This is a genomic window from Mesorhizobium sp. M0047 (assembly GCF_040323315.1).
In the GTDB taxonomy this organism is placed as follows: domain Bacteria; phylum Pseudomonadota; class Alphaproteobacteria; order Rhizobiales; family Rhizobiaceae; genus Mesorhizobium.
In genome coordinates, this window is the sequence record NZ_JAMYUW010000028.1 from 1 (window position 1) to 23,937 (window position 23,937).

Annotated in this window: 29 protein-coding genes; 5 read left to right on the forward strand and 24 right to left on the reverse strand. The window is 62.7% G+C overall.

The window, feature by feature from the left end; genetic code table 11:
* Positions 1–217: 217 nt before the first annotated feature.
* The 3 genes from NKJ89_RS23435 to NKJ89_RS23445 form a co-directional block, all read right to left on the reverse strand.
* Positions 218–745, reverse strand: coding sequence for a hypothetical protein (locus NKJ89_RS23435; protein ID WP_352605987.1), 528 nt, complete (start codon positions 743–745; stop codon positions 218–220).
* A gap of 148 nt (positions 746–893) precedes the next feature.
* Positions 894–1,250, reverse strand: coding sequence for a YciI family protein (locus NKJ89_RS23440; RefSeq protein ID WP_352605989.1), 357 nt, complete (start codon positions 1,248–1,250; stop codon positions 894–896).
* Positions 1,247–1,483 carry a hypothetical protein gene (locus tag NKJ89_RS23445; protein WP_352605992.1) on the reverse strand — a complete coding sequence of 79 codons (237 nt, stop codon included), beginning with the start codon at positions 1,481–1,483 and terminating at the stop codon, positions 1,247–1,249. The genes NKJ89_RS23440 and NKJ89_RS23445 overlap by 4 nt, the downstream gene beginning before the upstream one ends.
* A 232-nt stretch (positions 1,484–1,715) precedes the next feature.
* Here NKJ89_RS23445 and NKJ89_RS23450 point away from each other — a divergent pair, with 232 nt between their 5' ends.
* Positions 1,716–2,141: an OsmC family protein gene (locus tag NKJ89_RS23450; protein ID WP_023760950.1), complete on the forward strand. Its 426-nt coding sequence runs from the start codon at positions 1,716–1,718 to the stop codon at positions 2,139–2,141.
* A 52-nt stretch (positions 2,142–2,193) separates the two neighbouring features.
* On the opposite strand, the gene NKJ89_RS23455 is transcribed toward NKJ89_RS23450, so the two are convergent.
* The 9 genes from NKJ89_RS23455 to NKJ89_RS23495 form a co-directional block, all read right to left on the reverse strand.
* Complete coding sequence (locus tag NKJ89_RS23455) at positions 2,194–2,823, reverse strand: YceH family protein (RefSeq protein ID WP_352605994.1); 630 nt, start codon at positions 2,821–2,823, stop codon at positions 2,194–2,196.
* 128 nt (positions 2,824–2,951) lie between these two features.
* Positions 2,952–4,589 (reverse strand): sulfatase-like hydrolase/transferase, encoded by a 1,638-nt coding sequence (locus NKJ89_RS23460; protein WP_352605996.1) that lies wholly within the window; start codon positions 4,587–4,589, stop codon positions 2,952–2,954.
* A 328-nt stretch (positions 4,590–4,917) separates the two neighbouring features.
* Complete coding sequence (locus tag NKJ89_RS23465) at positions 4,918–5,094, reverse strand: hypothetical protein (RefSeq protein WP_352605998.1); 177 nt, start codon at positions 5,092–5,094, stop codon at positions 4,918–4,920.
* Between the two features lie 14 nt (positions 5,095–5,108).
* Positions 5,109–5,888: a succinate dehydrogenase iron-sulfur subunit gene (locus tag NKJ89_RS23470; RefSeq protein WP_352606000.1), complete on the reverse strand. Its 780-nt coding sequence runs from the start codon at positions 5,886–5,888 to the stop codon at positions 5,109–5,111.
* Entirely contained in the window at positions 5,888–6,325 is a 438-nt protein-coding gene (locus tag NKJ89_RS23475; RefSeq protein ID WP_352606002.1) for a DUF3052 family protein, read from the reverse strand. Before NKJ89_RS23475 ends, NKJ89_RS23470 begins: the two co-directional genes overlap by 1 nt.
* Before the next feature lie 2 nt (positions 6,326–6,327).
* Entirely contained in the window at positions 6,328–8,163 is a 1,836-nt protein-coding gene (sdhA, locus tag NKJ89_RS23480; protein ID WP_352606003.1) for a succinate dehydrogenase flavoprotein subunit, read from the reverse strand.
* A 1-nt stretch (position 8,164) separates the two neighbouring features.
* Positions 8,165–8,560 (reverse strand): succinate dehydrogenase, hydrophobic membrane anchor protein, encoded by a 396-nt coding sequence (gene sdhD, locus NKJ89_RS23485; RefSeq protein ID WP_352606005.1) that lies wholly within the window; start codon positions 8,558–8,560, stop codon positions 8,165–8,167.
* A gap of 2 nt (positions 8,561–8,562) precedes the next feature.
* Positions 8,563–8,982 carry a succinate dehydrogenase, cytochrome b556 subunit gene (gene sdhC / locus NKJ89_RS23490; protein WP_352606007.1) on the reverse strand — a complete coding sequence of 140 codons (420 nt, stop codon included), beginning with the start codon at positions 8,980–8,982 and terminating at the stop codon, positions 8,563–8,565.
* 256 nt (positions 8,983–9,238) lie between these two features.
* A complete protein-coding gene (locus NKJ89_RS23495) occupies positions 9,239–9,655 on the reverse strand; it encodes a hypothetical protein (protein ID WP_352606116.1) in 417 nt (138 codons plus the stop codon).
* A gap of 262 nt (positions 9,656–9,917) precedes the next feature.
* Between NKJ89_RS23495 and NKJ89_RS23500 the strand changes: the two genes are divergently transcribed.
* Complete coding sequence (locus NKJ89_RS23500) at positions 9,918–10,280, forward strand: hypothetical protein (RefSeq protein ID WP_023760958.1); 363 nt, start codon at positions 9,918–9,920, stop codon at positions 10,278–10,280.
* Between the two features lie 60 nt (positions 10,281–10,340).
* Here NKJ89_RS23500 and NKJ89_RS23505 read toward each other — a convergent pair whose 3' ends face one another.
* The 10 genes from NKJ89_RS23505 to rplS all read right to left on the reverse strand — a co-directional run bounded on the left by NKJ89_RS23505 (position 10,341) and on the right by rplS (position 19,412).
* Positions 10,341–11,558, reverse strand: coding sequence for a GGDEF domain-containing protein (locus tag NKJ89_RS23505; RefSeq protein WP_352606009.1), 1,218 nt, complete (start codon positions 11,556–11,558; stop codon positions 10,341–10,343).
* Between the two features lie 110 nt (positions 11,559–11,668).
* On the reverse strand, positions 11,669–12,865 hold the full coding sequence (locus NKJ89_RS23510; RefSeq protein ID WP_352606011.1) for a GGDEF domain-containing protein: 1,197 nt from the start codon (positions 12,863–12,865) through the stop codon (positions 11,669–11,671).
* 160 nt (positions 12,866–13,025) lie between these two features.
* A complete protein-coding gene (gene leuC, locus NKJ89_RS23515) occupies positions 13,026–14,435 on the reverse strand; it encodes a 3-isopropylmalate dehydratase large subunit (RefSeq protein ID WP_352486154.1) in 1,410 nt (469 codons plus the stop codon).
* Positions 14,436–14,717: 282 nt separating this feature from the next.
* Positions 14,718–15,089, reverse strand: a complete 372-nt coding sequence (locus tag NKJ89_RS23520; protein ID WP_352606013.1) for a VOC family protein — start codon at positions 15,087–15,089, stop codon at positions 14,718–14,720.
* Positions 15,090–15,231: 142 nt separating this feature from the next.
* Entirely contained in the window at positions 15,232–15,867 is a 636-nt protein-coding gene (locus tag NKJ89_RS23525) for a class I SAM-dependent DNA methyltransferase (RefSeq protein ID WP_352606015.1), read from the reverse strand.
* Between the two features lie 53 nt (positions 15,868–15,920).
* Positions 15,921–16,733, reverse strand: a complete 813-nt coding sequence (locus NKJ89_RS23530) for an amino acid ABC transporter permease (RefSeq protein ID WP_352606017.1) — start codon at positions 16,731–16,733, stop codon at positions 15,921–15,923.
* A 78-nt stretch (positions 16,734–16,811) separates the two neighbouring features.
* Positions 16,812–17,609 (reverse strand): transporter substrate-binding domain-containing protein, encoded by a 798-nt coding sequence (locus tag NKJ89_RS23535; protein ID WP_352606019.1) that lies wholly within the window; start codon positions 17,607–17,609, stop codon positions 16,812–16,814.
* A gap of 177 nt (positions 17,610–17,786) precedes the next feature.
* A complete protein-coding gene (locus tag NKJ89_RS23540) occupies positions 17,787–18,287 on the reverse strand; it encodes a MarR family winged helix-turn-helix transcriptional regulator (protein WP_023760966.1) in 501 nt (166 codons plus the stop codon).
* Positions 18,284–18,718 (reverse strand): organic hydroperoxide resistance protein, encoded by a 435-nt coding sequence (locus NKJ89_RS23545; protein ID WP_352606021.1) that lies wholly within the window; start codon positions 18,716–18,718, stop codon positions 18,284–18,286. The genes NKJ89_RS23540 and NKJ89_RS23545 overlap by 4 nt, the downstream gene beginning before the upstream one ends.
* A 145-nt stretch (positions 18,719–18,863) precedes the next feature.
* Complete coding sequence (rplS, locus tag NKJ89_RS23550) at positions 18,864–19,412, reverse strand: 50S ribosomal protein L19 (RefSeq protein WP_023811269.1); 549 nt, start codon at positions 19,410–19,412, stop codon at positions 18,864–18,866.
* Between the two features lie 325 nt (positions 19,413–19,737).
* Here rplS and NKJ89_RS23555 point away from each other — a divergent pair, with 325 nt between their 5' ends.
* The gene (locus NKJ89_RS23555) at positions 19,738–20,490 is read left to right on the forward strand and encodes a sulfite exporter TauE/SafE family protein (RefSeq protein WP_352606023.1); all 753 of its coding nucleotides are present in this window, start codon (positions 19,738–19,740) and stop codon (positions 20,488–20,490) included.
* Here NKJ89_RS23555 and trmD read toward each other — a convergent pair.
* Together trmD and rimM are read right to left on the reverse strand one after the other, a co-directional pair.
* Positions 20,472–21,173 (reverse strand): tRNA (guanosine(37)-N1)-methyltransferase TrmD, encoded by a 702-nt coding sequence (gene trmD / locus NKJ89_RS23560; protein WP_023760969.1) that lies wholly within the window; start codon positions 21,171–21,173, stop codon positions 20,472–20,474. The genes NKJ89_RS23555 and trmD overlap by 19 nt on opposite strands.
* Entirely contained in the window at positions 21,170–21,769 is a 600-nt protein-coding gene (rimM, locus tag NKJ89_RS23565) for a ribosome maturation factor RimM (RefSeq protein ID WP_023760970.1), read from the reverse strand. The genes trmD and rimM overlap by 4 nt, the downstream gene beginning before the upstream one ends.
* Positions 21,770–21,866: 97 nt before the next feature.
* Between rimM and NKJ89_RS23570 the strand changes: the two genes are divergently transcribed.
* Positions 21,867–22,805 carry a tyrosine recombinase XerC gene (locus NKJ89_RS23570; protein ID WP_352606025.1) on the forward strand — a complete coding sequence of 313 codons (939 nt, stop codon included), beginning with the start codon at positions 21,867–21,869 and terminating at the stop codon, positions 22,803–22,805.
* A 61-nt stretch (positions 22,806–22,866) separates the two neighbouring features.
* Positions 22,867–23,937 (forward strand): TraB/GumN family protein, encoded by a 1,071-nt coding sequence (locus tag NKJ89_RS23575; protein WP_352606027.1) that lies wholly within the window; start codon positions 22,867–22,869, stop codon positions 23,935–23,937.

A 23,937-nucleotide genomic window follows, 5' to 3' on the forward strand; every position in this document is an offset into this window, starting at 1 on the left:
GCCACGGCCTGTCCTCGAAAGGACGACCAGGATCCTCTCGGTCTCCTTCCCACCTCAACCATAGCATGGCAACAACACACAGGATCCTCGGGTCTGCGCTGCATCGCTATGCTCCTTGCTTCGCCCGTGGATGACGAAGCGATGGGCGTTTGCGTCAATCGCCGAGGCGGGCGGTCCGTCAACGCAGGCCACCTGTCAAGTCCTCGCTACAGCGTACTCAGTTCACCTCGAAACCCAGCTTCTGCCGCAGCCGCAAGATCCTCTGGTCGGATATCTGGAGGCGTTTCTCGCCGCCTTGGGCGGCGCGGTTGACCATCTGCAGCAGGTCGTTGCGCTCGGCGACATCGAGGCGTTCGCGCAGGAACGGCGCCAGCTTGTCGATGACAACAGTGGTATCGTCGATCTGTGCTGCCGCCCATTTGGCGTAGATCACCGCTTCGTCCGTCTTCTTCTTGTCGGCGATCTCGGAGATCACCTGGCGAATGACAGCCTCGCGTCGCGGCAGGACCGGCCCTTCCTCGGAGACGATTGCGGTGATCAGCGTAGCGGCGGCCACCACCGGATCGTCGATCGCGGTCAGTGGCGACAGGGCTGCCTGCTTGCGCAGCTTCTTGCGGCGTACCGAACCCTGGACCCGGCCGATGACATCGGCAACGTCGCGCGCGGCCTCGTTCATGGCCTTCATCCGGTACCACCAGAACGCCGCGGCGCCCAGCACGCCAAGGACAGCAATCAAGAACGGCATGCCGACACCCCCCAAAATCCGGTCAACGATAGGAGAACTCTTGCGGTGCTTCAACATGCAAGAGTTGCGCCGGGCGAAGAACCTCGGCCCCGTCAGGCGCTTCAGAGAAAGCTGCCGCTCGAGACGACGGGCGACGAAGGAAGCGCCTCTACGATCCCGGCACATCGTAGATCGCGCGCACCTCGATAGTGCCGATTTCGGCCAGCGGAATCTCGGCGGCGATCTCCAGCGCCTGGTCAAGATTGTCGGCCTCGATCATGACGAAGCCGAGCAGTTGCTCCTTGGTTTCGGCGAACGGGCCGTCGGTGATCAGGCTCTTGCCCCGGCGCCTGCGAAGGGTCTTCGACGTTTTCACCGATTGCAGCGCCTGGGCGATGATCAGTATCCCACGCTGATCCAACGAGCGGTCATGAGCCATCGAATCGGCATCGAGCTTGGCCAGACGCTCCGGCGTCATGGCATGCAGGTCCTTTTCCTCACCATAGACCAGACAGACATATTTCATTTCCAGCTCCCTTGCTGCGTCGAACCAGTCGAACCATAGGACGCGGTGACGAGCGTGTCAGCGTTGCCCCTGACCGCCGCTTCGTGGTCGAGAAGGCACGCCGCGATGCCGATGATGGCAACCGCGACCAGAAGCCGGCCAAAGCCGGACGCCGGCGGGTGCAACCAGAAGTCTTCCGGTCGGCAGGCATTGCGGCCTGCGCCTTTCCACAGTGCGAAAAACAGATTGTCCATGCGAACCTCCATCCGGCCACAACCTCATGGCCGCCCGCAGGACGGGCGCGGGAGATCAAAGCCGACATTTTTGCACATGCACTTTTTCGAAAAGAATTTGGCCACCAACTGCGCAGTGGTTCAAAGAGCGCAGTGGCCTTCGCCTTCGCGCGCGCTATAGTTGACCGGACGCCGGGGCTCCCCCAGGCAACCAGCCGCGGCAACCCCAGCCACGACAACCAAGGAGGAATTCATGGACCGCACCGCAAACGCCGTCTGGAAAGGCGATCTGAAGGGGGGCACGGGCACGCTCGACACCCAGAGCGGAACCCTGAAGGGCACGCCCTATTCGTTCAAGGCACGCTTCGAGGACGAAAGCGGCAAATCCGGCACCAATCCGGAAGAGCTGATCGCGGCGGCGCACGCCGGCTGCTTTGCCATGCAGTTCTCGCATTTCCTGGCCGAGAACGGCACGCCCGCCACCGAACTCGACGCCAAGGCGGTGGTGACGCTGGTTCCCGGCACGGGGATCACCGGCAGCGCCCTCACCGTCGTCGGCAAGGTGCCAGGCATCGACGCGGCGAAGTTTGGGGAGCTGGCCGAAAAGGCCAAGGCTGGATGCCCGGTCTCGAAAGCGCTCGGCGCCATAAATGTATCGCTTGACGCTCGGCTCGGCTGAGCACGCTGGATCCGGCGTGAAGACCCGGCGCGAACGCACAGGCGCGCCGGGTTTAGGCGCCCAGCGCGTTTAGCCGGGCGCGAAGTGCGGCGACCTCCTGCTCCAGCGCCTCCAAACGCGCCTCCAGGTCGGAAGCAGGTAGCCCCGAAGCGCTCCGCGCCGCCGAAAGGGCTGCAACGTCCACCGGGCCGCTGAGGAGATGAACGTACCGGTCCTCACGCTGGCCCGGTCCGCGCGGGATTTCCTGGATGAGTGGCGGTCGGCGGCCGATCAGCATGTCGAGCTCCGCGCGCAGATCCTCGATCGATGAGAACCGCCCCATGCGCTCGCTCCGCGCCAGCAATTCATGTGCCGTCTGCGGCCCACGCAGCAACAGCAGGCCGATCAAGGCGGTCTGCGGCGTGGTCAGCGAGAAGCGCTGCGCCATCTGGTGCTCGTAGCGCTCGACGCGCGAACCGAACATCTGCCGGACCAGCCCCTTTTGTTCGAGCAGCTTCAGCCCCCGGTGCACCTCGACCTGTTCCAGCGCCATCACCGGCTCGCGCGCGGTCTTCTGATTGGCGGCGGCCAGTGCTGCGTTGAGCGTCAGAGGATAGACATCCGGCGTCAGCTCCTTCTTCTCGATCAGGCAGCCGAGGATGCGCGCCTCGACGGGGGAAAGAATTGGAAGATCATCGCTCATTGGATTGGTTGTTTTCTACCGATTATTCAACAGCATGATTTTGACAGACATCCGAGCGATGCGACAGAGCAGAACTCTTGATCTCAGCGGGACAGCGCTATCTGGCATCGAGCACTTACACGGGCGCATTAACGCGGCCCGGCCTCGGACACCGCGGCAGTCCGTACCGGTTTCAACTGCCAGAATGATCTGACGAGCACATCCTCAGCATAGATGGTGGCATCGAACTGGTCCTGTCCCAGGGCCTGGCCCAGCGTCGGTCGATCCCCAAGCAGCGAAACGCCAAGGGCAGCCTGTTCATTCGAGAGCGGCACGCCCAGCGCCTCAAGAATGGTGGGAAATATGTCAATCGTGCCCGAAAGTCCGGTATATTTTTTGGCAGGAATGCCATCGCCCGACAGCGAGAAAAAATTGCGTCGTTCAAAATTGTTTAAGCGATCTGTGACCGTGCTCGGTGCGCTGAGGTGGTCGCTTTGCAACGCCAGGACAGTGTTCCTCATCAGACCTTCGGCCTCGGCTTTGTGAATGAAGTCTGCGATGAGCATGTTCGTGCATTTCACGGCGTGGAGAATATTGGGGGTCTGCGGAGAAAGTCCCGTTTTGCCGATACATTTGTCGGTCAGGTAGCCATCCATCGCGTGCCCGCCACTGACGGCGATCGTCAGCGAGAACGGCTTGCCGTCCCGCTGCGCGCGCCGCAGAGCGTCGAAGCTCATATCCAGAACTTCGGCGTCGTCGGCGCCAAAAGTGTTACCGCGCCCGGCGACGGCGGCCATCACTTCGGATCCCCCAAAGAGCGATGAGTAGCCGTGGGTGGAATAGAATGTCCCCTGGCCGGTGAAGCTGAGCGGCCAACCGGTAATAAAGTTCTGCTGATAGCCCCGCGCCTTCAGAACATCGCCCAGGCAGGTCAGGCCTGGCAGGAACTGCGAATTCTCCTCCAGATACTGCCGCGTTGTGAAGAACGATATCAGCAGCGGCGTTCCGCAGTTTGCAGCGACCATCCCTGAGATGGAGTTGTTGGTGTAGGCAAGTTGCACCATGTTGGTCGCCGAAACGCCGCGCCTGTCGAATTCGAGCAGCGGGCCCATGACGTCGCCGAACTCCGCCTCGTTCATATAGGTGCGCTCGGCGCTCTCGATGAAAATATGAATGAGGTTCTTTGGCGCGACGGGTGCGGACGCTGTTTCAGCTGGCTTCGTCAAAGAGGCGATATCGACGAACTGCTTGGACAGGAAATCATGCAGCGGGTTGGGATGGATCGCTGCCGCGATCGGACGTGTCAGCATCGGGTTTGCCGCCAGGAAAAACGCCATCAAGGCAACGTCCAGCCCTCTTGTCAGAGTGCCGCGCGCCTTCAGTGCGCCAAGACCGAAAAGAACGACTGCAATGACCAGTATCGTGCTTCCGGTATTGATCAAATATTCAACAACGACACTGGGCGTGAGAACTCCGGCATCGACATGCATGAACATAGCGGCCCAATCGAAATAGCCGAAAACGCTTTCGAGGTAGACATAGACAAGGAAGAGAAAGCAGGGAACCAGCGATAGGTAGACCTTGAACCACCTGCTTCTTGGAGTTGTCCAGGTCTCCTGGAGGCGATCCAGCAAGAGAAGCGCGCACAGGGCACAAAGCCCGAGGACGACAAGCAGCCTTTTCTCTGAGAGATTGACGAGCGATACGAGCCACGTGAGCGAACCCACCGTCGCGGCGCTAACGAATGGTCCAATTGGCCAAGAAGAAACCGCAGGAAATCCGCGCATGCCTTACACTCGAACGACGATGTCCGAAGTGAATATCGAGAATCTCTTAAGATATACTAAGTAAAGCGCGGTAATAGTATTTATATGACGACTAACTATTTGAGAGATCGCTAATACATGCCGCCCCAAAAGTCATCTCGGTTTTGGGCGAGCAACATGCAAGAAAGCAATGATGGACGCGCCACGCGTCCAGATTATGCCGTCGCGCGTGATCGCGGCTTCGATGGCGCTGAAGCGATCCTTGATTCAGCGCATTGTTGGTAGAGGCGGATGGCCGGGTGTTTCAGGCGAGTGCCTAAATTCCCGATCTGCCGGCCAGCCGGTCGACCTATGCAAAGTCGACAGCGCCAGCCATGTCGCAGAGTTCATCGAAAAGTGCGACGAAGGTGGCGCGGTCATGCCACCAATACACCTTGGCCTTGGGTGCGATCTCGGCAAGGCTGATACCGTCGTGCTTTTCCACCATGATCGGCTCGCGCGCCGTCCTTCTGGTTGGCAGCGGCATGTCCTGCGCCGGAACTATACCCTTCTCTCCACCATCATTTTCTTGATCTCGGCGATCGCCTTGGCCGGGTTGAGGCCCTTGGGGCATGTTTGCGCGCAGTTCATGATGGTGTGGCAGCGATAGAGCCGGAACGGATCTTCGAGATCGTCGAGCCGCTCGCCCTTGGCCTCGTCGCGGCTATCGATCAGCCAGCGATAGGCCTGCAAAAGCGTTGCCGGGCCGAGATAGCGATCCCCGTTCCACCAGTAGCTCGGGCACGAGGTCGAGCAGCAGGCGCACAGGATGCACTCGTAGAGCCCGTCGAGCTTCTCGCGGTCCTCATGGCTCTGCAGCCATTCCTTGGCCGGCTCAGGCGACACCGTCTTCAGCCATGGCTGGATCGAGGCATGCTGGGCGTAGAAATTGGTGAGGTCCGGCACCAAATCCTTGACCACCTGCATATGCGGCAGCGGATAGACCTTGACGGCGCCGGAAATGTCGTCGCAGCCCTTGGTGCAGGCCAGCGTGTTGGAGCCGTCGATGTTCATGGCGCAGGAGCCGCAAATGCCCTCGCGGCAGGAGCGGCGCAAGGTCAGCGTCGGATCGATCTTGTTCTTGATCCAGAGCAGCGCGTCGAGCACCATCGGCCCGCAATCGTCCATGTCGACGAAATAGGTGTCGATGCGCGGGTTCTCGTCATCGTCCGGCGACCAGCGGTAGATGCGGTACTCGCGCAGATTGGTTGCGCTCTCCGGCTTCGGCCAGGTCTTCCCCGCCTTGATCTGCGAATTCTTGGGGAGTGTCAGTTCGACCATTACCTCAGGTCCTTTCGGATGACGAGCTTCAGCCCGGACCAGATTTCATTGACGGCGGCCACCTTTACGTCGACCAGATCGCCCTTCAGCGCCGCGGCGCGAACAACACCCTCGGTGACGTCAGTGGCCACTTTCGAAGCCTTTTTCGGCCAGGACACCCAGACCATGCCGTCGCGCTTGATCGCCGCCTCGACATCGCCGAGGCGATCCTCAATTTCGGCACGCTGCCGGGTGAAGGCATGGACGGCGTCGTATTTCAACGTCACTCCCGAAATCCGCGACCAGTCGGCCAGCCGGTCGACTTGAGCGAAGTCGACGGATTCGGCGAGAGCGCTGAGATCATCGGGGAGCGCGATGAAGGCGGCGGTCATGCCGTCCTTCAGGCCAAGCTTGGCCGGAAGGGGCGTTCCGGAATATCCCGAGGCCGCCAGCGCCATCGTCAATACACCCTGGCCTTCGGCGCGATCTTGGCGAGGCTGATGCCGCCATCCTTTTCAGCCAGTTGCGGCTCGGTGTGCACCGGCCGGTAGCTGAGCGTCACCTTGCCGTCTTCGCTGAGCCTGGCCAGCGTGTGCTTGCGCCAGTTGACATCATCTCGGGCTGAAAAGTCCTCGCGCGCATGCGCGCCACGGCTCTCCTTGCGCGCCGCGGCGCCGTAGACCGTGGTGATGGCGTTGGCCATCAGGTTTTCCAGTTCCAGCGTCTCGACCAAATCGGAATTCCAGATCATCGAGCGATCGAACACCTTGACATCCCTGAGCTCGCCCCAGATCTGCGAAATGCGTTCGCAGCCGCTGTCCAGCGATTCTTGGGTACGGAACACCGCCGCGTCTTCCTGCATCGCCTTCTGCATCTTCTCGCGCAGTACCGCCGTCGGCGTCGAGCCGTTGGCGTGGCGAAGGCGATCGAAGCGGTCCATGATCTTCTCGACCGAGGCCTCGTTGGGCGAAGGGATCGCCGAATTGCGGTCGATGACCTGGCCCGCCCTGATCGCCGCCGCGCGGCCGAACACCACCAGATCGATCAGCGAGTTCGAACCGAGTCGGTTGGCGCCATGCACCGAGGCGCAGCCGGCCTCTCCGACCGCCATCAGCCCCGGCGACACCTGGTCCGGATTGAGTGCCGTCGGGTTGAGCACCTCGCCCCAATAGTTGGTCGGCACGCCGCCCATATTGTAGTGCACCGTCGGCAGCACCGGGATCGGCTCCTTGGTCAGGTCGACGCCGGCAAAGATCTTGGCCGATTCCGAAATGCCCGGCAGCCGCTCGTGCAGCACGGCGGGATCGAGATGGTCGAGGTGCAGGAAGATGTGGTCCTTCTTCGGGCCGACGCCGCGGCCTTCGCGGATTTCAAGCGTCATGCAGCGCGAGACGACATCGCGCGAGGCAAGGTCCTTGGCCGATGGCGCGTAACGCTCCATGAAACGCTCGCCCTCGGAGTTGACGAGATAGCCGCCCTCGCCGCGCGCGCCCTCGGTGATCAGGCAGCCGGCGCCGTAGATTCCGGTCGGGTGGAACTGCACGAACTCCATGTCCTGAAGGGCGAACCCCGCCCGCGCGGCCATGCCGCCGCCATCGCCGGTGCAGGTGTGCGCCGAGGTGGCCGAGAAATAGGTGCGGCCATAGCCGCCTGTCGCCAGCACCACCATCTTGGCCGAGAAGCGGTGGATGGTGCCGTCGTCGAGGTTCCATGCGACGACGCCGGTACAAGTGCCGTCCGGCTCCATGATCAGGTCGAGTGCGAAATACTCGATGAAGAACTGGGCATTGTTCTTCAGCGACTGGCCATAGAGCGTATGCAGCATGGCGTGGCCGGTCCGGTCGGCGGCGGCGCATGTGCGCTGCACCGGCGGGCCTTCGCCGAAATTCATCATCATGCCGCCGAAGGGCCGCTGATAGATCTTGCCCTCCTCGGTGCGCGAGAACGGCACTCCGTAATGTTCGAGTTCGTAGACGGCGGCGGGCGCCTGCTGGACCATGTACTCCTGCGCATCGATGTCGCCCAGCCAATCCGATCCCTTGACGGTATCGAAAAGGTGCCATTGCCAATTGTCGGGTCCCATATTCGCAAGTGAAGCGGCGATGCCGCCCTGCGCCGCCACCGTGTGCGAGCGGGTCGGGAACACCTTTGTGATGCAGGCGGTGCGCAGGCCCTGTTCGGCCATGCCGAGCGTGGCGCGCAGCCCGGCACCGCCGGCGCCGACGACAACGACGTCGAACTTGTGGTCGACATAAGTGTAGCCAGCGCTGTTGGCTCGTTTTGCGTCCTTGGCCAACTCAGCCTCCGAATGTCAGCTTGAGCAGGGCGAAGATCGAGGCGACGCCGACCGCTATGGGGAAAAATGTGTTGAGCGCGATCAGCGCCAGCTTCATGCCCTCGCCGTGCACGTAATCCTCGATGATCGCCTGCATGCCGAGGCGCATATGGGTGAGCCCGGAGACCAGCACCAGGGCCATCACCATCGCCACGAACGGATTGGCGAGGGCTGCCCGCACATGCTCGTAGTCGACGCCGTTGAGTGCAATCAGGAAACCGACGAAGAACAGCATCAGCGGGATGTTGGCGATCGCGGTCAGGCGCTGGCGCCAGAAATGTCCGGTACCCTCGCGGGCGGACCCGAGGCCGCGGACCTTCGCCAGCGGCGTGCGCATATCGGAGTTGTTGTCGCTCATGATCAGGCTCCCCGCGCCATATAGCCGGCGATCCAGATCAGCAGCGTGAGCAGGATGGAGCCGGCCAGCGTCGCCCAGGCGATCTTCGAGGCCGTGTGCTTCTCCAGACCGTTGCCGGTGTCCCAGACCAGATGGCGCACGCCACCCAGCATGTGGTGCATCAGCGCCCAGGTATAGCCGAACAGGATCAACCGGCCGAGCCAGGTGCCGAAGGCCCAGTTGACCCAGTCGAACGTCGCCTGCGAGCTTGCCGCAGCCATCAGCCACAGCGCGACCAGCAGCGTGCCGAAATACAGCGCCCCGCCCGTGATGCGATGGATGATCGACATCGTCATCGTGATCGGCCGCCGGTACACGCTCAGATGTGGCGAAAGCGGCCGTTCACGTCTGGCAAATTCGCGGGTGGCTGGTGATTTGCTCATGGCTCCCCCAGTTCGGCGTCTCCTGCCTCATGTGGAAATGCGGCATTGCCGCTTCCGGTTGCGACTTCGGACAGCCGGTTTCTAATGCTCTTTTTGCACCGCGTCAAAGCCAGAAAACCGTTTCGAAAACGTAATTTAGTCTGACTAAACGGCAGGCTCCCGGCTTCAATCGATTAGCGCTGGGGCCCGAAGCCGGCTCGATATCGCTGCAGTGCAGCATGTCTGTCACCGGGGCCCAGTGATATCGAGATTGGCGCTAGCGTTTGCAGGTCTGCGGCGTCGACCCCTTCTTCATCACCAGCGCTTCGCTTCCGTCGATCACGATTGCGTCATGTGTGGCCGCCTGGTAGCGGCTGCTCTGGTTGGCAGGCGACGCCGCAAACTCCTCGGTCGCACCATCAGACCCGACCACACGCAATGACGTGCCGAGATTCTGGATGGCAATCATGCCGTTATTGCCGCATCTGTAGGTGGCCGTGCCTATCCCGGACCGCGGCGCAGTAAGGTCGGTGGTGATCTTGGTTGCAGCTGCCGGGGGCGCCGCGGCTGCGATGGACGGCTGAGCCGGCGCAGACGAATTGACCGCCTTCGGCGCGCCATCCTGCGGCACACAGGCAGCAACGGTAACGAGCAACGGGAAAACGGACACCCAAACCATTCGGCGTACCGCCATTTGCCGTCCTCCCGCGCGGCAAATCAGCCGCGAATGCTTTGCCAAGATTTAGGTCATCCCGACGCAGAGACGAACGCCGGCGCGATGGTGCGGCCAAGCATGGCCGAATGATGGCCGTCGGGTTTTCCATCCAGTCGGATATTAACGGATATTAACCATGTTCACCGAGACATCGCCGCGAAGCGCGTCAGCCTCTTAACAAAGGTTAAGAAAGCGTTAATTTCCGATTCGAGGAGGCTTTCCTCAAGACATGGAGGACGCCATGCGTTCGAATTCGGGCAGATCGCGCCTTGCGGCGCTCACAGTGGCGGCCTCGGTCGTCGGCCTCGTGGCGCCAGCAGTCGCCGGTGCGCGGCATCAGGATCGCGTCTACGCCGATTCCTTCGGCAATCTCGTCATCGACAGCGCCGCCGGCTATAAGCGCATCCTCGTCGGCGAAGGCAGGCTGGCCAAGCAACTGTCCGACTACACCAGCGCCGGCCAGCCCAAGGTGATCTACGAGAACGAAGCCGACGATCTATCAGGCTACAGCGATTGCTACCGGCCACCGGTGCTGGTGAAGGGCCGTTCCTATATGTACGGACTTTCCGACGGTGAGATGCCGGAACTCAGCCCCTGCCGCTAGACTCGTGTTTGGACGCAATTTCCAAGGGAAAGCGCACCGCGCCTTTCTCGGGGAAACGTCTCACATTTCTCCTGGAATTGCTCTGCCGTCCATTCCGGCTGGCGACCAGTTGTCGGCTGGCCCGGCCGAGATGCGCACGCAATCGCGCCCGGCATTCTTCGCCTGATAGAGCGCCTGGTCGGCGCGCCGCATCAGATCGGTAAAATCTTCGCTCGGATGAAGTTCGGCGACGCCGAAACTCGCTGTGCAGCGATTGTCCGCCGGCAGCCCGTTTATGGGAAGCGCACCGAAAGCACTGCGGGTGCCCTCGGCAAACAGCCGGGCGGCGGCAAGATTGGTTCCCGGCAGCATGATGGCGAACTCCTCACCGCCGATGCGGCCGGCGACATGATGGCCGGCGGCGGCCTCACGCAGGAAACCTGCAAAAGTCTCGATCACCCGGTCGCCGGACGCATGGCCGAAACTGTCGTTGACGCTCTTGAAGTGATCGAGGTCGGCGATAACCAGGGCGACCGGCACGCCTTGCCGCATCGCGCCAAGCACCGCCAACTCCGCATGGCGGGTGAAGCCGCCGCGGTTGAGCAGGCGCGAAAGCGTGTCCGTCTCCGATTTCGAGGCCACTTCGGCAAGCACGTCGCGAACCAGGATGGCCAGCATCAGCAGCGCCAGCGCCAACGCAAAGACCGTGCCGAGCGATTGCGACACCAGCGCGTAGCTGCTTTGCAGATAGGCTTGCGGATTGGCGCCCCAGCCGCCGAGCGCATGCGCAATGAACGGCTTTGAGGCAAACTGCAGGCCGCTCGCTGCCAGAACGGCCATCAATATGCGATCGAGATGGGCGGGCCCTTGCCTCGATGACCAGACGATTGCCAGCCCGACGAACTGCATGACCGCATAGGGAAGCTGGTAGGCCATCATGCGGACCAGCGACTGGCGTGGCAGGTCCTGCACGAAATACACGGCCATGGTCGTGGCGACCAGGAACAACAGCATCGGCAGCCAGGGCGGCTCCACGCCATATTTGCGGGCAAGCCCGCCATTGAACGCAATTGTGGCGCCAAGGAAAACCGCGAAGGCGGCAACGACCGGGAGCCGCGCGTCGGTGAAGGCGGGAATGCTGAATTCGATCGCCGAATAGGCCATCCCCAGCAGATAGCCAAAAGCCAGCCAGCGCGCCGCAGCGCGGCCGACATCATGGATGGCAATCGCCATGAAGGACGCCGCCAGCAGGCCTGCAACCGACAAATTGATCAAAAGGATGAAGTTGGCGCCGCTCATGATCTTCCCGCACCCGCGCCGACAGCTAAGCATCGACGGGCGAAGAAGACGTTAATGCTAGTGCATGTCGTCAAAAATGGTTCCGGTTTTTTCGGCCCGGCCGTGCGAGATCAGCCCAGCTTGAGCGGCTCCGGGACGAACGCCGTTTCCGGCCGCTCATAAGACAGGCGCACGCTGTCGCGGCCATTCTTTTTGGCTTTGTAGAGCGCGTCGTCGGCACGGCGCATCAGCGGCTCAAGCGCCTCGTCACCGCTTCGGGCCGCCACGCCGAAGCTGGCGGTGACCTTGGTGCCGACAGGAAGCCCGTCGACATGGCCAGCCGAATAAAGCGTTCGCACGGCCTCGGCGAACAGCCGCGCGGCGCCGAGGTCGCTGAGCGGCAGCAGCACGGCGAATTCCTCGCCGCCGATACGCCCGGCAACACCGCGTGCGCCTGCCGCGGAGCGAAGCTTGGCGGCGAAATCAGCGATCACCCGATCGCCCGCTGCATGTCCATGCACGTCGTTGAGCGCCTTGAAATGATCGAGGTCGGCCAGCACCAGCGCGACCGGAAACCGCGCGGTGGCGCAGTGCCGCAAGAGCAGCATGCCTCGCTCCTCGAAACCGCGGCGGTTGAACAGGCCCGACAGCGGATCGGTATGCGTCTCCGTTTTCAGCGCCTTCATCACGTCGAGTGCGGCGCCGCAAAACAGGCACAGCGCAATGAGCAGCGACAGCAGAGCGTGCGACAGAAGCGCCGTCGTCCAGTAGGACGAGCCGTAGAACCCGTCATAACTGGTGAAGGGCCCGTGCGCGACGACGACGATAAGCGTGCGCACGAAGAAGTTGACGCCCGACAGCAGCGACAGCACGAACAGGATGTTTTCGGTCGGACCGTTGCGGCGCACCGGGCGCAGTTCGGCGGCGACCAGAAGGCTGATCCCGCCGAAAGCGAAATTCATCGCCAGGATACGCCAGGTGAGATCCGGCGCGATGAACAGGAACCAGCACAACGACGCCAGGCCGCCACCCGCCAGCACGCCGATCCCAACATAGGGCACCTTGCGGCCATGGCGGTGGACGACGGCGCTGGACAGGCAGCAGCCGGCTATGGTGAAGCAGATGTTCGACGCCAGCTTGGTCAGCGGCATGCCGATCGGCAAGGTGAAATACTGCAGCAGGAAGCCGACCGCCGAGAGACTGTAGCTGATCGCCAGCACGGCGAGATACGGGCGGTGGCGTTGATAGGACCATAGCACGAGGAACGCAGCGCCGAGCGCCAACGCTATCGTCGGATTGAGCAGCGCTATGAGCAGACCCGTGTCCAAACGACTGTGATTTCCCCGCTTGCGTGGGGAAAGACTTAGAGCGCAAGCGCAAACAAGCGGTTAAGCGAAAGCGAATATGTAAACGGACCGGATAAAAAAGGCCCCGGAGCCGCAAAGCGGTCCGGGGCCTGGAACGTATTCCAAGCCGGGCGCTCCGGAATTACTTCCACTCGCGGATGTCGACGAAGTGGCCGGCGATCGCCGCCGCCGCTGCCATCGCCGGCGACACCAGATGGGTGCGGCCCTTGAAGCCTTGCCGGCCCTCGAAATTGCGGTTCGAGGTCGAGGCGCAGCGCTCGTGCGGCTTCAGCCGGTCGTCATTCATGGCAAGGCACATCGAGCAGCCCGGCTCGCGCCAGTCGAAGCCGGCGGCAACGAAGATCTTGTCGAGGCCTTCGGCTTCCGCCTGTTCCTTGACCAGGCCGGAGCCCGGCACGATCATCGCATCGACATGCGGGCTGACCGTCTTGCCTTCGACCACCTTGGCGACGGCGCGCAGATCCTCGATACGGCCATTGGTGCAGGAGCCGATGAAAACGCGGTCGAGCGAGATATCGGTGATCTTGGTGCCCGGCGTCAGGCCCATATAGTCGAGCGCGCGCTGCTTGGAGGTGCGCTTGTTTTCATCGGTGATGTCTTCCGGGTTCGGCACGATGCCTTGCACCGACACGACATCCTCGGGCGACGAGCCCCAGGAGACGATCGGCGGCAGCTTGGCCGCGTCGAGCACGATCACCTTGTCGAAATGCGCGCCCTCGTCGGACCGCAGCGTCTTCCAGTATTCGAGTGCCGCATCCCAGGCCGCGCCCTTCGGGGCGCGCGGCTTGTCCTTGACATAGGCGAAGGTGGTCTCGTCGGCGGCGATCAGGCCGGCGCGCGCACCGCCTTCGATCGACATGTTGCAGATCGTCATGCGGCCTTCCATCGACAGCGCTCGGATCGCCTCGCCGGCATATTCGATGACATAGCCGGTGCCGCCGGCAGTGCCGATCTCGCCGATGATGGCCAAAATGATGTCCTTGGCGGTGACGCCTTCCGGCAACTGGCCGTCGACCCGCACCAGCATGTTCTTGGCCTTGCGCTGGATCAGCGTCTGCGTCGCCAGCACATGCTCGACCTCGGACGTGCCGATGCCGTGCGCAAGCGCGCCGAAGGCGCCATGCGTCGAGGTGTGGCTGTCGCCGCAGACGATGGTCATGCCGGGCAAGGTGAAACCCTGCTCTGGGCCGATGATGTGGACGATGCCTTGGCGGATATCGTTCTCGGAATAATATTCGACGCCGAAATCCTTGGCGTTCTTGGCCAGCGCCTCGACCTGGATGCGGCTTTCCTCGTTCTTGATGCCGAATTTGCGCTCGGGCGAGGTCGAGACGTTGTGATCGACCACGGCCAGCGTCTTTTCCGGATGCCGGACTTTTCTGCCGGTCATGCGCAGGCCCTCGAAGGCCTGCGGGCTGGTCACCTCATGGACGAGGTGGCGGTCGATGTAGAGCAGGCAGGTGCCGTCATCCTGGCGGTCGACGACATGGTCGTCGAAAATCTTGTCGTAGAGGGTGCGCGGTGCGCTCATGTGCGTAAATCCGTCGATATGAGAATGGGAAAGAGCAGACGCCTGACTTTCGGCCCGGCGAAACGACCTGGACAGGCCGGCCTAGGAAAGTCGGCTGGTCAGCGCCCCGGACACGCGCGCGGAGAAGCGCGACGGCAGGCGTTTCCTGTCCTGCAGCACGAACCCCTTATAGGCCGGATCGCCAAATAGCTCTTCCATGGCGTGGCTCATACCAATGTTTTGGCTTTTCGGCAATTGCGTGCCTTCGCGGAACCTGGTTGCCCGCCCCACGAAATGGGGAGATCACTGTCTGTCCTTCTTGAATTCGAACAGCTCAATGACATTGCCCGATGGATCTTCAAGCAGAATAGCCCGGCCAGCGCCGCCATCGCTGATGTCCCCGCGGAACGTCGCGTCGGCCGCGCGCAACCGGCTGATCAGGGTGTCCAGCCCCCTGGTTATGACCATGAACCTGTTCCATCCGCCTGGCTCCGGTTCACCTCCGGCCTGACCACCGCTTCCCGCACCTGGAGCGCTGAGATACAAGGTAAGATCGTCGCGAAGCAGCGCTGCGAACTTGCCAGGATTGTGCATTTCGACCTTGAATTCGAGATTGTCTCGGTAGAATTCTACCGCCTTGTCTATGTCGGCAACGATATAACGGACGGACGCCATTCAGCCTTCTCCTCTTGTGCCGAGATACTGCGGCGGCGCCATAGTAGCGGTGAGGCGCAGCCCCACGGGTTTTGGAACGCACTGACGTGCACATGGTTCCGGCCGATGGGGGCTTGGATGCCCAGGACCAAGCTTCATTCCGCTACAGGATTTCGAACACAAACGTCTTCACCAACGCGTCCGGCTCGGTGATCGCATAGCAGCGGAACCATGGGCTTTGCTCGACCGCCCGCCATTTTTTCGTCTGCTCCAGTTGGTCGAACACAGCCTGAAAGCCGCCGCTCTCGAACACCTGGTCGCGCACGGTGAAGATCGCATGTCCGCCCTTCCGGGTGATGCGCACCAGTTCATTCAGGCCAGACGCCGGCGCATGGCTGATGGTGAACACCCCGGCGGACAAGAAGGCGCGGAAGTGGCCGTCCGGCCAGGGCAGAGTCCCGCCCAGCGTCGCCTGCTTCAGCTCGCTATAGGCGTTGCGGCTGCCGGCGATCTTCAGCATGTCGCCGGAAAGGTCGAGCCCGGCAATGGCGCGGTAGCCGAGCGCCTTCAGTGACGGCCCCGACAGGCCGGTGCCGCAGCCGGCATCGAGCAATGGCCCGTCGCCTGCCGGCACATGGCGCGCCACCCAAGCGGCGATCAGGAAAGGCAGGAGATAGCCGAGCGATGCGGTCTCGCTGTCATAGGTCGCGGCCCATGCGGCATATGCCTCTTCAAGCGCCTTCGGCGTGTCGGCCGTATAGACCGAATCCAGCGCCGCATTGGCTTTGTCGACGATCATGGGACCTCCTCAACGAGAATCTGAGGGATCGTAGCGCTGTCTTGGCCCGAAAACTATTGCTCGTGCTGGCGATGCAGCCGCCGTTCCAGTGCGCGCAAGGCCAAGGACAGGCCTACCGTCAAGATGAGATAGATATAGGCCACGATCGAATAGGTCTCGAAGAAGCGGAACGAGCCGGCGGCATAGACCTTGCCCATCTGCGTGATGTCGGCCACCCCGAGCACCGAGACCAGCGAAGAATCCTTGACCAGAGCGACGAAGTCATTGCCGAGCGGCGGCAGGATGGTGCGGATCGCTTGCGGGAATACGATCAGCCGAAAGCGTTGCGCCCGGCTCAGCCCGAGTGCCTTCGCCGCTTCGATCTGACCCTTTTCCACCGCCTGGATGCCGGCTCGGAAAACCTCCGAGATGAAGGCCGAATAGCCGATGGTCAGCGCCATGATGGCACGCCACAAGAGTGACACGTCGCGCACCAGCAACTCGCCCAGCAGGCCGGCGCTTTGCAGCGGCGCGGTCAGCGCGTTCCAGGCCGTGACGAAAGCCGGTGCACCGACAAAGGCGATCCAGAACAACAGCACCAGGATCGGCACACCGCGGATGATCTCGACATAGAAGCGGGCCATCTGGCGTAGCCAGCGTGAGCCGGACATTCCCATCAGCGCAATGCCGAGGCCAATGACCGAGGCCAGCACGAAGGCGATCACGGTGACGAAGATGGTGATGCCGATACCCTTGGCAACCGTGGCGAAGACCTGGGCGTAGAGGTTGCTGGTGGCGACGAAGACGGCCACCGCGATCGCGACGATTACAGCAACGACGAGCCACCAGGGGAAGTCGGCTTTGGAGGCAGATGCAGGCGTCGACATTCAGGCGATGCCGGCCAAGCGCAAAGTCAGCGCGAATTGTCGCGCATAACCATCATGTAATGCGCGTGGCAAGGAGGCCTACTGCCCCATCTTGTAGTCAAGAAACCATTTCTTGTTCAGCGCATCGAGCGTCCCGTCCGCCTTGAGCGCCGCGATGGCCGCGTTGACTGGCTTCACCAAATCCGAACCCTTCGGGAAGATAAAGCCAAAATCCTCGGTGCCGAGCGGTCCGCCGATCAACTTCAGCTTGCCTTCGGAAGCGTCGACATAGCCTTTGCCGGCGGTGCCGTCGGTCAGCACGACATCGACGTCCCCGGATTTCAGCGCCTGCACCGTCGCACCAAACGTCTCGAACAGCTTGATGCGCGGGTTCTGCTCGTTGCCGTCGAGCACGCTGTAGACCGCGGTGTAGAAGGGCGTGGTGCCGGCCTGCGCGCCGATCAAGCCGTCCTTGAAGGCGCCGAAGGTCTTGGCGTCGGTGAAGCGGCTTTCATCGCCGCGCACCAGCATGAACTGTTCCGAACGCATATAGGGGTCGGAGAAATCCACCTTCTCCTTGCGGTCGTCCTTGATGGTGATGCCGGTCATGCCGATGTTGTACTGGTTGTCGGAAACCGCCTGGATCATCGCGTCCCAGGAGGTGTTCTGGTACTCGACCGTGAAATTGAGCCGCTTGGCGATCTCGTTCATCGCATCATATTCCCAGCCGATCTGCTTGCCGGTCTTGGCGTCGATGAACTGCAGCGGCGGATAGGCGTTTTCGGTCACTACCACAACTTTCTTGCCGCCAAGGTCGGGCAGCGCCTGCGCGAACGTGGCAACAGGCGCGAGGATGAAGGCAAGCAGGCCTGCCAGCAGCAGTTTCGATTTGGTCATGACACACTCCCCGGGAATTGAATGACCCGGGCATGGCCGGGTTTGCAGGAAAATCCGGCGCCGACTTTAGCTTTCCGCAGGCGTCATGCAAGACGCTCCGCTGCGTCAGTGCACGCGAAAGCGGATTCCAATGCTTTCAATCCCGCAATTCGAGAAGGATCAGTGCTGCGGCTGCGATCAGCTCGGACTCGCGGTGCCGGGATCCGCCTTGCGCAAGCCGGAGACGAACCGCGTCAGGGTGTGGTGCAGGTACTTCAACTCGTCGACGTCCAACGGCAGATTGCAAAGCATCGCTGCCGGTACGCTTCTGGCTTGCTCGCGCAGTGCCTGGCCCTTCGCCGTCGGCTCCACCAGAACCCGGCGCTCGTCGGCGGGGTCGCGACGGCGCGTGACCAGGCCGCCGGCCTCCAGCCGCTTGAGCAGCGGCGTCAGTGTCGCAGAATCGAGCCCGAGCGCCTCGCCAAGTTCGCCCACTGTGCTCGGTGAGCGCTCCCACAGCGCCAGCATCGCCAGATATTGCGGATAGGTCAGGCCGAGCGGATCGAGCAACGGACGATACAGCCGCGTCATCAGCCCACTTGCCGAATAGAGCGCGAAGCAGAGCTGTTGATCGAGTTTTGCCACCCCGGAGAATTGCGCCGGGGCATGTGTGGACGTGGTTGTCGTTTCCGCGGTCATGCTGCCTTTGCCGGAAGCGCCTTTGCCGAAAGCGTCACTTCGATGTTGCCCTTGATGGCGTTGGAATAGGGGCAAACCTGATGCGCCGCCGATACAAGCGCTTCCGCCGCCGTTTGATCAAGACCTTTCGTTTCCGCCGCGAGCGATACGCCAAGCACAAATCCGCCCTGCGCATTGCTGTGCAGGCTGACATTGGCCGTCACCGAGGCGTCCTGCAGCGGCAGTTTCTGCTTGCCGGCGATGAAGCGCATGGCGCTTTCGAAACAGGCGGCATAGCCGGCGGCGAAAAGCTGCTCGGGATTGGTGGCGCCGCCCTTGCCGCCCAGCTCCTTGGGCAAGGCAAGGTCCAGGCTGAGCAAGCCATCATCGCTCTGGACATGGCCGGCGCGGCCGCCGACGGCGCGGGCTTGGGTGGAATACAGTGCAGGCATTTCGCTTCTCCATTTAAATCGTACACGATTGCTTAGTACACGATATAAATTGAGTCAACCGCGAATTCCCTGCCAAACCCAACCGTTCTCTGGAAACGAAAAAAGGCGGCCGAAGCCGCCTTTTTGAACATGCTCGTCGAAAATCTTATTCGGCGGTGGCTGCTTCCGCTGCCTTGGCGGCTTCAGCTGCCTCGGCGGCGGCCTTCTTCTCGGCGGCGTCCTGGGCGGCCTTCTCGACGGCCAGAGCCTCGGCGGCTGCCACCTTCTCGGCCTCGATGCGAGCCTTCTCGGCGTTCAGCGCATCGCGCTCCTCGTCATTCAGCTTGCGGGCGCGCACGCCGGTGTTTTCCGAAATACGGGCCGACTTGCCGCGACGATCGCGCAGGTAGTAGAGCTTGGCGCGACGCACCTTGCCGCGGCGCACGATCTCGACGCCTTCCACCATCGGCGAGTAGACCGGGAACACGCGCTCGACGCCTTCGCCGTAGGAAATCTTGCGGACGGTGAAGTTCTCCTGGAAGCCGGCGCCGGCGCGGGCGATGACGACGCCCTCATAAGCCTGGACGCGGGTGCGGGTGCCTTCGGTCACGCGGACCTGGACGCGCACCGTGTCGCCGGGCTGGAATTCGGGAAGCTTGCGCTTGGCTTCGATCTTGGCGGCCTGCTCGGCCTCGAGCTGACGGAGAATATCCATCTCAAAAATCCACTTCTTGTTCTTCCGACAGTCAGAGCGTCCGACACTCGCCTTGCAGTTCCATTGACCGCTCGGCTATGCCCTTTGTTCGAGACATCTGTCTTTGAAACATCGGGCAGGGGCGACTACACCGTCATTGTTGACGGGTCCGGCAGATTCTTTCTGGCCGGTACGGGCGGGCACATACAGCTATTTCGCAGCTTTGTCACGCCTTGGCCGCGCATTTTCTGCTCGGATGGCACCATCGTAATCTTGCCGTGCCGGGTTGCTCCGGGCCCTCAGGCCTCCTAAGCCTGCAATACCACAGTTTTTGAGCGCCACCTCCATGTCTGTATTCGATGCCATCCTGCTGTTCCTGGCGGGCTTTCTGTCAGGCGCCGCCAATGCGGTCGCCGGCGGTGGCACCTTCATCACCTTCGGCGCCATGACGCTGGTCGGCCTGCCGCCGATCGTCGCCAACGCCACGTCCTCGGTCACGCAATTTCCGGGCTACATCACCTCGACGCTCGCCTACTCTGCCGACATCAGGCATTTCTGGCGCGGCGCGCTTGTGCTGTGCCTGATCTCGGCGTCCGGCGCGCTGGCCGGCGCACTGATCTTGTTGGCGCTGGATAACCCATCGTTTCGCGCCTTGGTGCCATGGCTGCTGTTAGGCGCGACGGCGCTGTTCGCCGCAGGGCCGTGGCTAAAGCCGGCGCCAAAACCCGGCCATGAAGCTTCCGTGGGCTCACTCGCCGGCTCGCTGGCGCAGTTCGTCACCGCCGTCTATGGCGGCTTCTTCGGCGCCGGCATGGGCGTGATGATGCTGGCAACGCTCGACCTCACACAAGCCGGCGACTACCATCGGCTGAACGCACTGAAGAACATGCTGGCCGTGGTCATCGCCGCTGTCGCGATCGCCGTCTTCGTCTCGGGCGGCGTCGTTGCCTGGCCTCAGGCGATCATCATGATCCCGGGCGGCGCGATGGGCGGCTATGCCGGCGTCTGGATCGCCAAGCGCGTGCCGCAGAACGCGGTGCGCGGCTTCGTCGTCGCCGTCGGCCTGTTTCTTGCCTTTTACTACTTCACCAAGGGCTGAGCAGCAGCAAGCAGGTCCGGACGCCTCTCCGCGGTCAGCTTTTCCGACTCCGCCCGCCGCCATGCGGCGATCTTCTTGTGGTTGCCGGAAATCAGCACCTCGGGAATCTCGCGGCCTTCGAATTCCTGCGGTCTTGTATAATGCGGGTGTTCGAGCAGGCCGTTCTCGAAACTTTCTTCCTCGCCCGATACTGCATTGCCCATGACGCCCGGCAACAACCGCACCACCGCATCGAGCAGCGCCAGTGCGGCGGGCTCACCGCCAGAGAGGATGAAATCGCCGATGGAGACTTCCTCCAATTCCCGCGCTTCGATCACCCGTTGATCGACCCCCTCGAAGCGGCCGCAGACGATGACGGCACCAGGACCCGCGGCCAGTTCGCGCACCCGGGCCTGGGTCAGCGGTCTGCCGCGCGGGCTCATCAAAAGCCGTGGCCGTGCATCACTTGGCGGCGAGGTATGGTCTATCGCTTTCGCCAGCACATCGGCACGCATCACCATACCGGCGCCGCCGCCGGCCGGTGTATCGTCGACGGTGCGGTGGCGGTCGGTGGCGAAGTCGCGGATCTGGATCGCCTCCAGCGACCATGTGCCGGCCTCGAGCGCACGGCCGGCCAACGACAGGCCGAGCGCGCCCGGAAACATTTCGGGATAGAGCGTCAGCACCGAGGCGAAAAAACTCACCGGTTGCCCCCGGCGTCGCTCGGTCCGCGCGGCCTGCCCTTCGGGTCGAAGTCTTCTTCGCGCGGGCCATCGCCGTCCGCGTCGTCGACCAGCCCGGCCGCCGCCGGGTCGACCCGGACGAAGCCTTCGGCAATCGACACTTGTGGCACCGCAGCCTGCGTGAACGGGATCAGCACGCCCTTGCGCCCGCCCAGCGTCACATCGAGGATATCACCGCCGCCGAAATTATGCACGGCGACGACCTTGCCGAGCACGGCACCCGTGTCGTCCCGGACTTCCAGGCCGACGAGGTCGGCATGATAGAATTCGTCTTCTTCGCCGTCGTCCGGCAGCATCGAGCGATCGACGAACAGCTCCGTGCCGGCCAGCGCCTCGGCGGCGTTGCGATCACTGATACCCTTGAAACGCACCACGACGACGGTGTTGGCGGGCCTGATGTCGATGATCTGGAAAGCACGGCCGTCCCTGGCATAGAGCGGGCCATAATCGGCCAGCGCCATCGGCTCGCCGGTGAAGGTCTTCACCCTGAGTTCGCCCTTGATGCCATGGGCGGCACCGATCACGGCCATCTGGACAGGGTTCTGGGGCTTGCTCATGGCGAAATATCCTTTGGCCTGCTCTAGCCCCACGCGGCTGTCATTTCAATGACGGGCTCTTCACCGCTTCCTAACCCGAATACCCGAAAATGCCGCCATGCAGGAATTCCTCATCCCAGCCAAGCCCGACCTCCAGGCGGCACGCGAAAGCTGGCTGAAGATGCTCGCGCGAGAACGTCGGCTGTCGCCGGAAACCGTCGAAGCCTATGAGCGTGACGTCAGGCAGTTCCTGCATTTCCTGACCGGCCATTGCGGCGGCTCGCCCGGAATTGCGGACATCGCCAACCTGCGCCCGGCCGATCTGCGCGGCTTTCTCGCCGCGCGGCGCAACGCTGGAGCCGGGGCCCGAACGCTTGGCCGTGGTCTCGCCGGCATCCGCTCGTTGCTGCGTTTCCTCGAACGGCGCGGCCTTGCCAACGCGGCTGGCGCTGCCGCGTTGCGCGCACCGCGCCAGCCCAAATCGCTGCCCAAGCCGTTGACGGCGAGCGATGCCAAGCATGTCGTTTCCGTCGAAGGCCAATTGGCGGAAGAACCCTGGATCGCTGCCCGCAACGCCGCCGTGCTGACGCTGCTCTACGGTTCCGGCCTGCGCATTTCCGAGGCGCTTGGCCTGGCCGGCGCCGACCTGGCGTCCGCGGCCGACACTGTCCTGCGCGTCACCGGCAAGGGCGGCAAGACGCGGCTGGTGCCGGTGCTGCCTGTGGCGCTGCGGGCAATCGCCGAATACCGCCGGCTCTGCCCCTATCATCTCGACCCCAAAGGCCTTCTGTTTCGCGGTGCGCGCGGCGGCCCGCTCAACCCGGCGATAGTCCAGCGCGACATGGCCAAGCTGCGCTCGGCGCTCAACCTGCCCGACACCGCGACGCCGCATGCGCTGCGCCATTCCTTCGCCACGCATTTGCTCGGGCGCGGCGGCGACCTGCGGACCATCCAGGAGCTCTTGGGCCACGCCAGCCTGTCGACGACGCAGATCTACACCGGCGTCGACACCGCAAGACTGCTCGAAATCTACGAATCCGCCCATCCAAGGGCATAAACCCTTCAATTTCGCCGTGCAGGTTAACCGTTTTGCCGCTTTTCGGTCTTAGAAGAGGATCATGAAACGCGTCATCGCCATCGCCGACCGTGCAGCTCACGTCTCGCTGAAGCTGCTTGTTGCGCTCAACGTCCTGTTTTTTCTGTCGTTCCTCGCCGTCTTGCTCTTCGCGGCCGGCAGGGCGCATGCGGAAATCCCGACCTGCAGCGGCACCGACATGCTGTCGGCCTTGCAGAAGAATGATCCGGCGACCTACCGCAAGATAGAGGCCGAAGCAGCGGCGACGCCGAACGGCAAGGGCCTGTTGTGGAAGCTGGAAAAGCCGGGTGAAAAGCCATCGTTCCTGTTCGGCACCATGCACATGACCGACCCGCGCGTCACCGCTCTGCCGCCAAGCGCCCAGAAGGCCTATGACGCCGCCGGCACCATCGTCATCGAAACCACCGACGTGCTCGACAAGCAGAAGATGATGGTCGCGGTGCTCAAGGAGCCGGACCTGATGATGTTCACCGATAGCACGACGCTGGCGTCGCTGCTGTCACCCGACGATGCCGCGGCCATGAACACCGCTCTCGACGCGCGCGGCATCCCGCCGGCGACCGTTGCCAAGATGAAGCCGTGGATGCTGTCGGCCATGATGGCATTGCCGGCCTGCGAGCTCGCCCGCCAGTCCGGCGGCGCACCGGTGCTCGACGTCAAGCTGGCGGAGGGTGCAAAGGCTGCCGGAAAGCCGGTGGAAGGGCTGGAGACGGCCGAAAGTCAGCTGCGTGCCATGGCCTCGCTGCCGCTGGCCTTTCACATGAAGGGCTTGGTCGACACGCTGAAGCTCGGCGACAAGGTCAACGATATCAACGAAACCATGATCGTGCTCTACCAGCGCGGCGACACCGGCATGTTCTGGCCGTTGTTTCGCGCCGCCATGCCGGGAGGGCAGGACGACCCGGCGGGCTATGCGGCATTCGAGGAGACCATGATCACCAGCCGCAACAAGGTGATGGTCGAACATGCCGAGCCGATCCTTGCCAAGGGCAATGCCTTCATGGCGGTCGGCGCGCTCCACCTTCCCGGCCCCGAAGGCCTGGTCGAGGATTTCCGCAAGGCCGGCTACAGCGTTACACCTGTCGCATTCTAG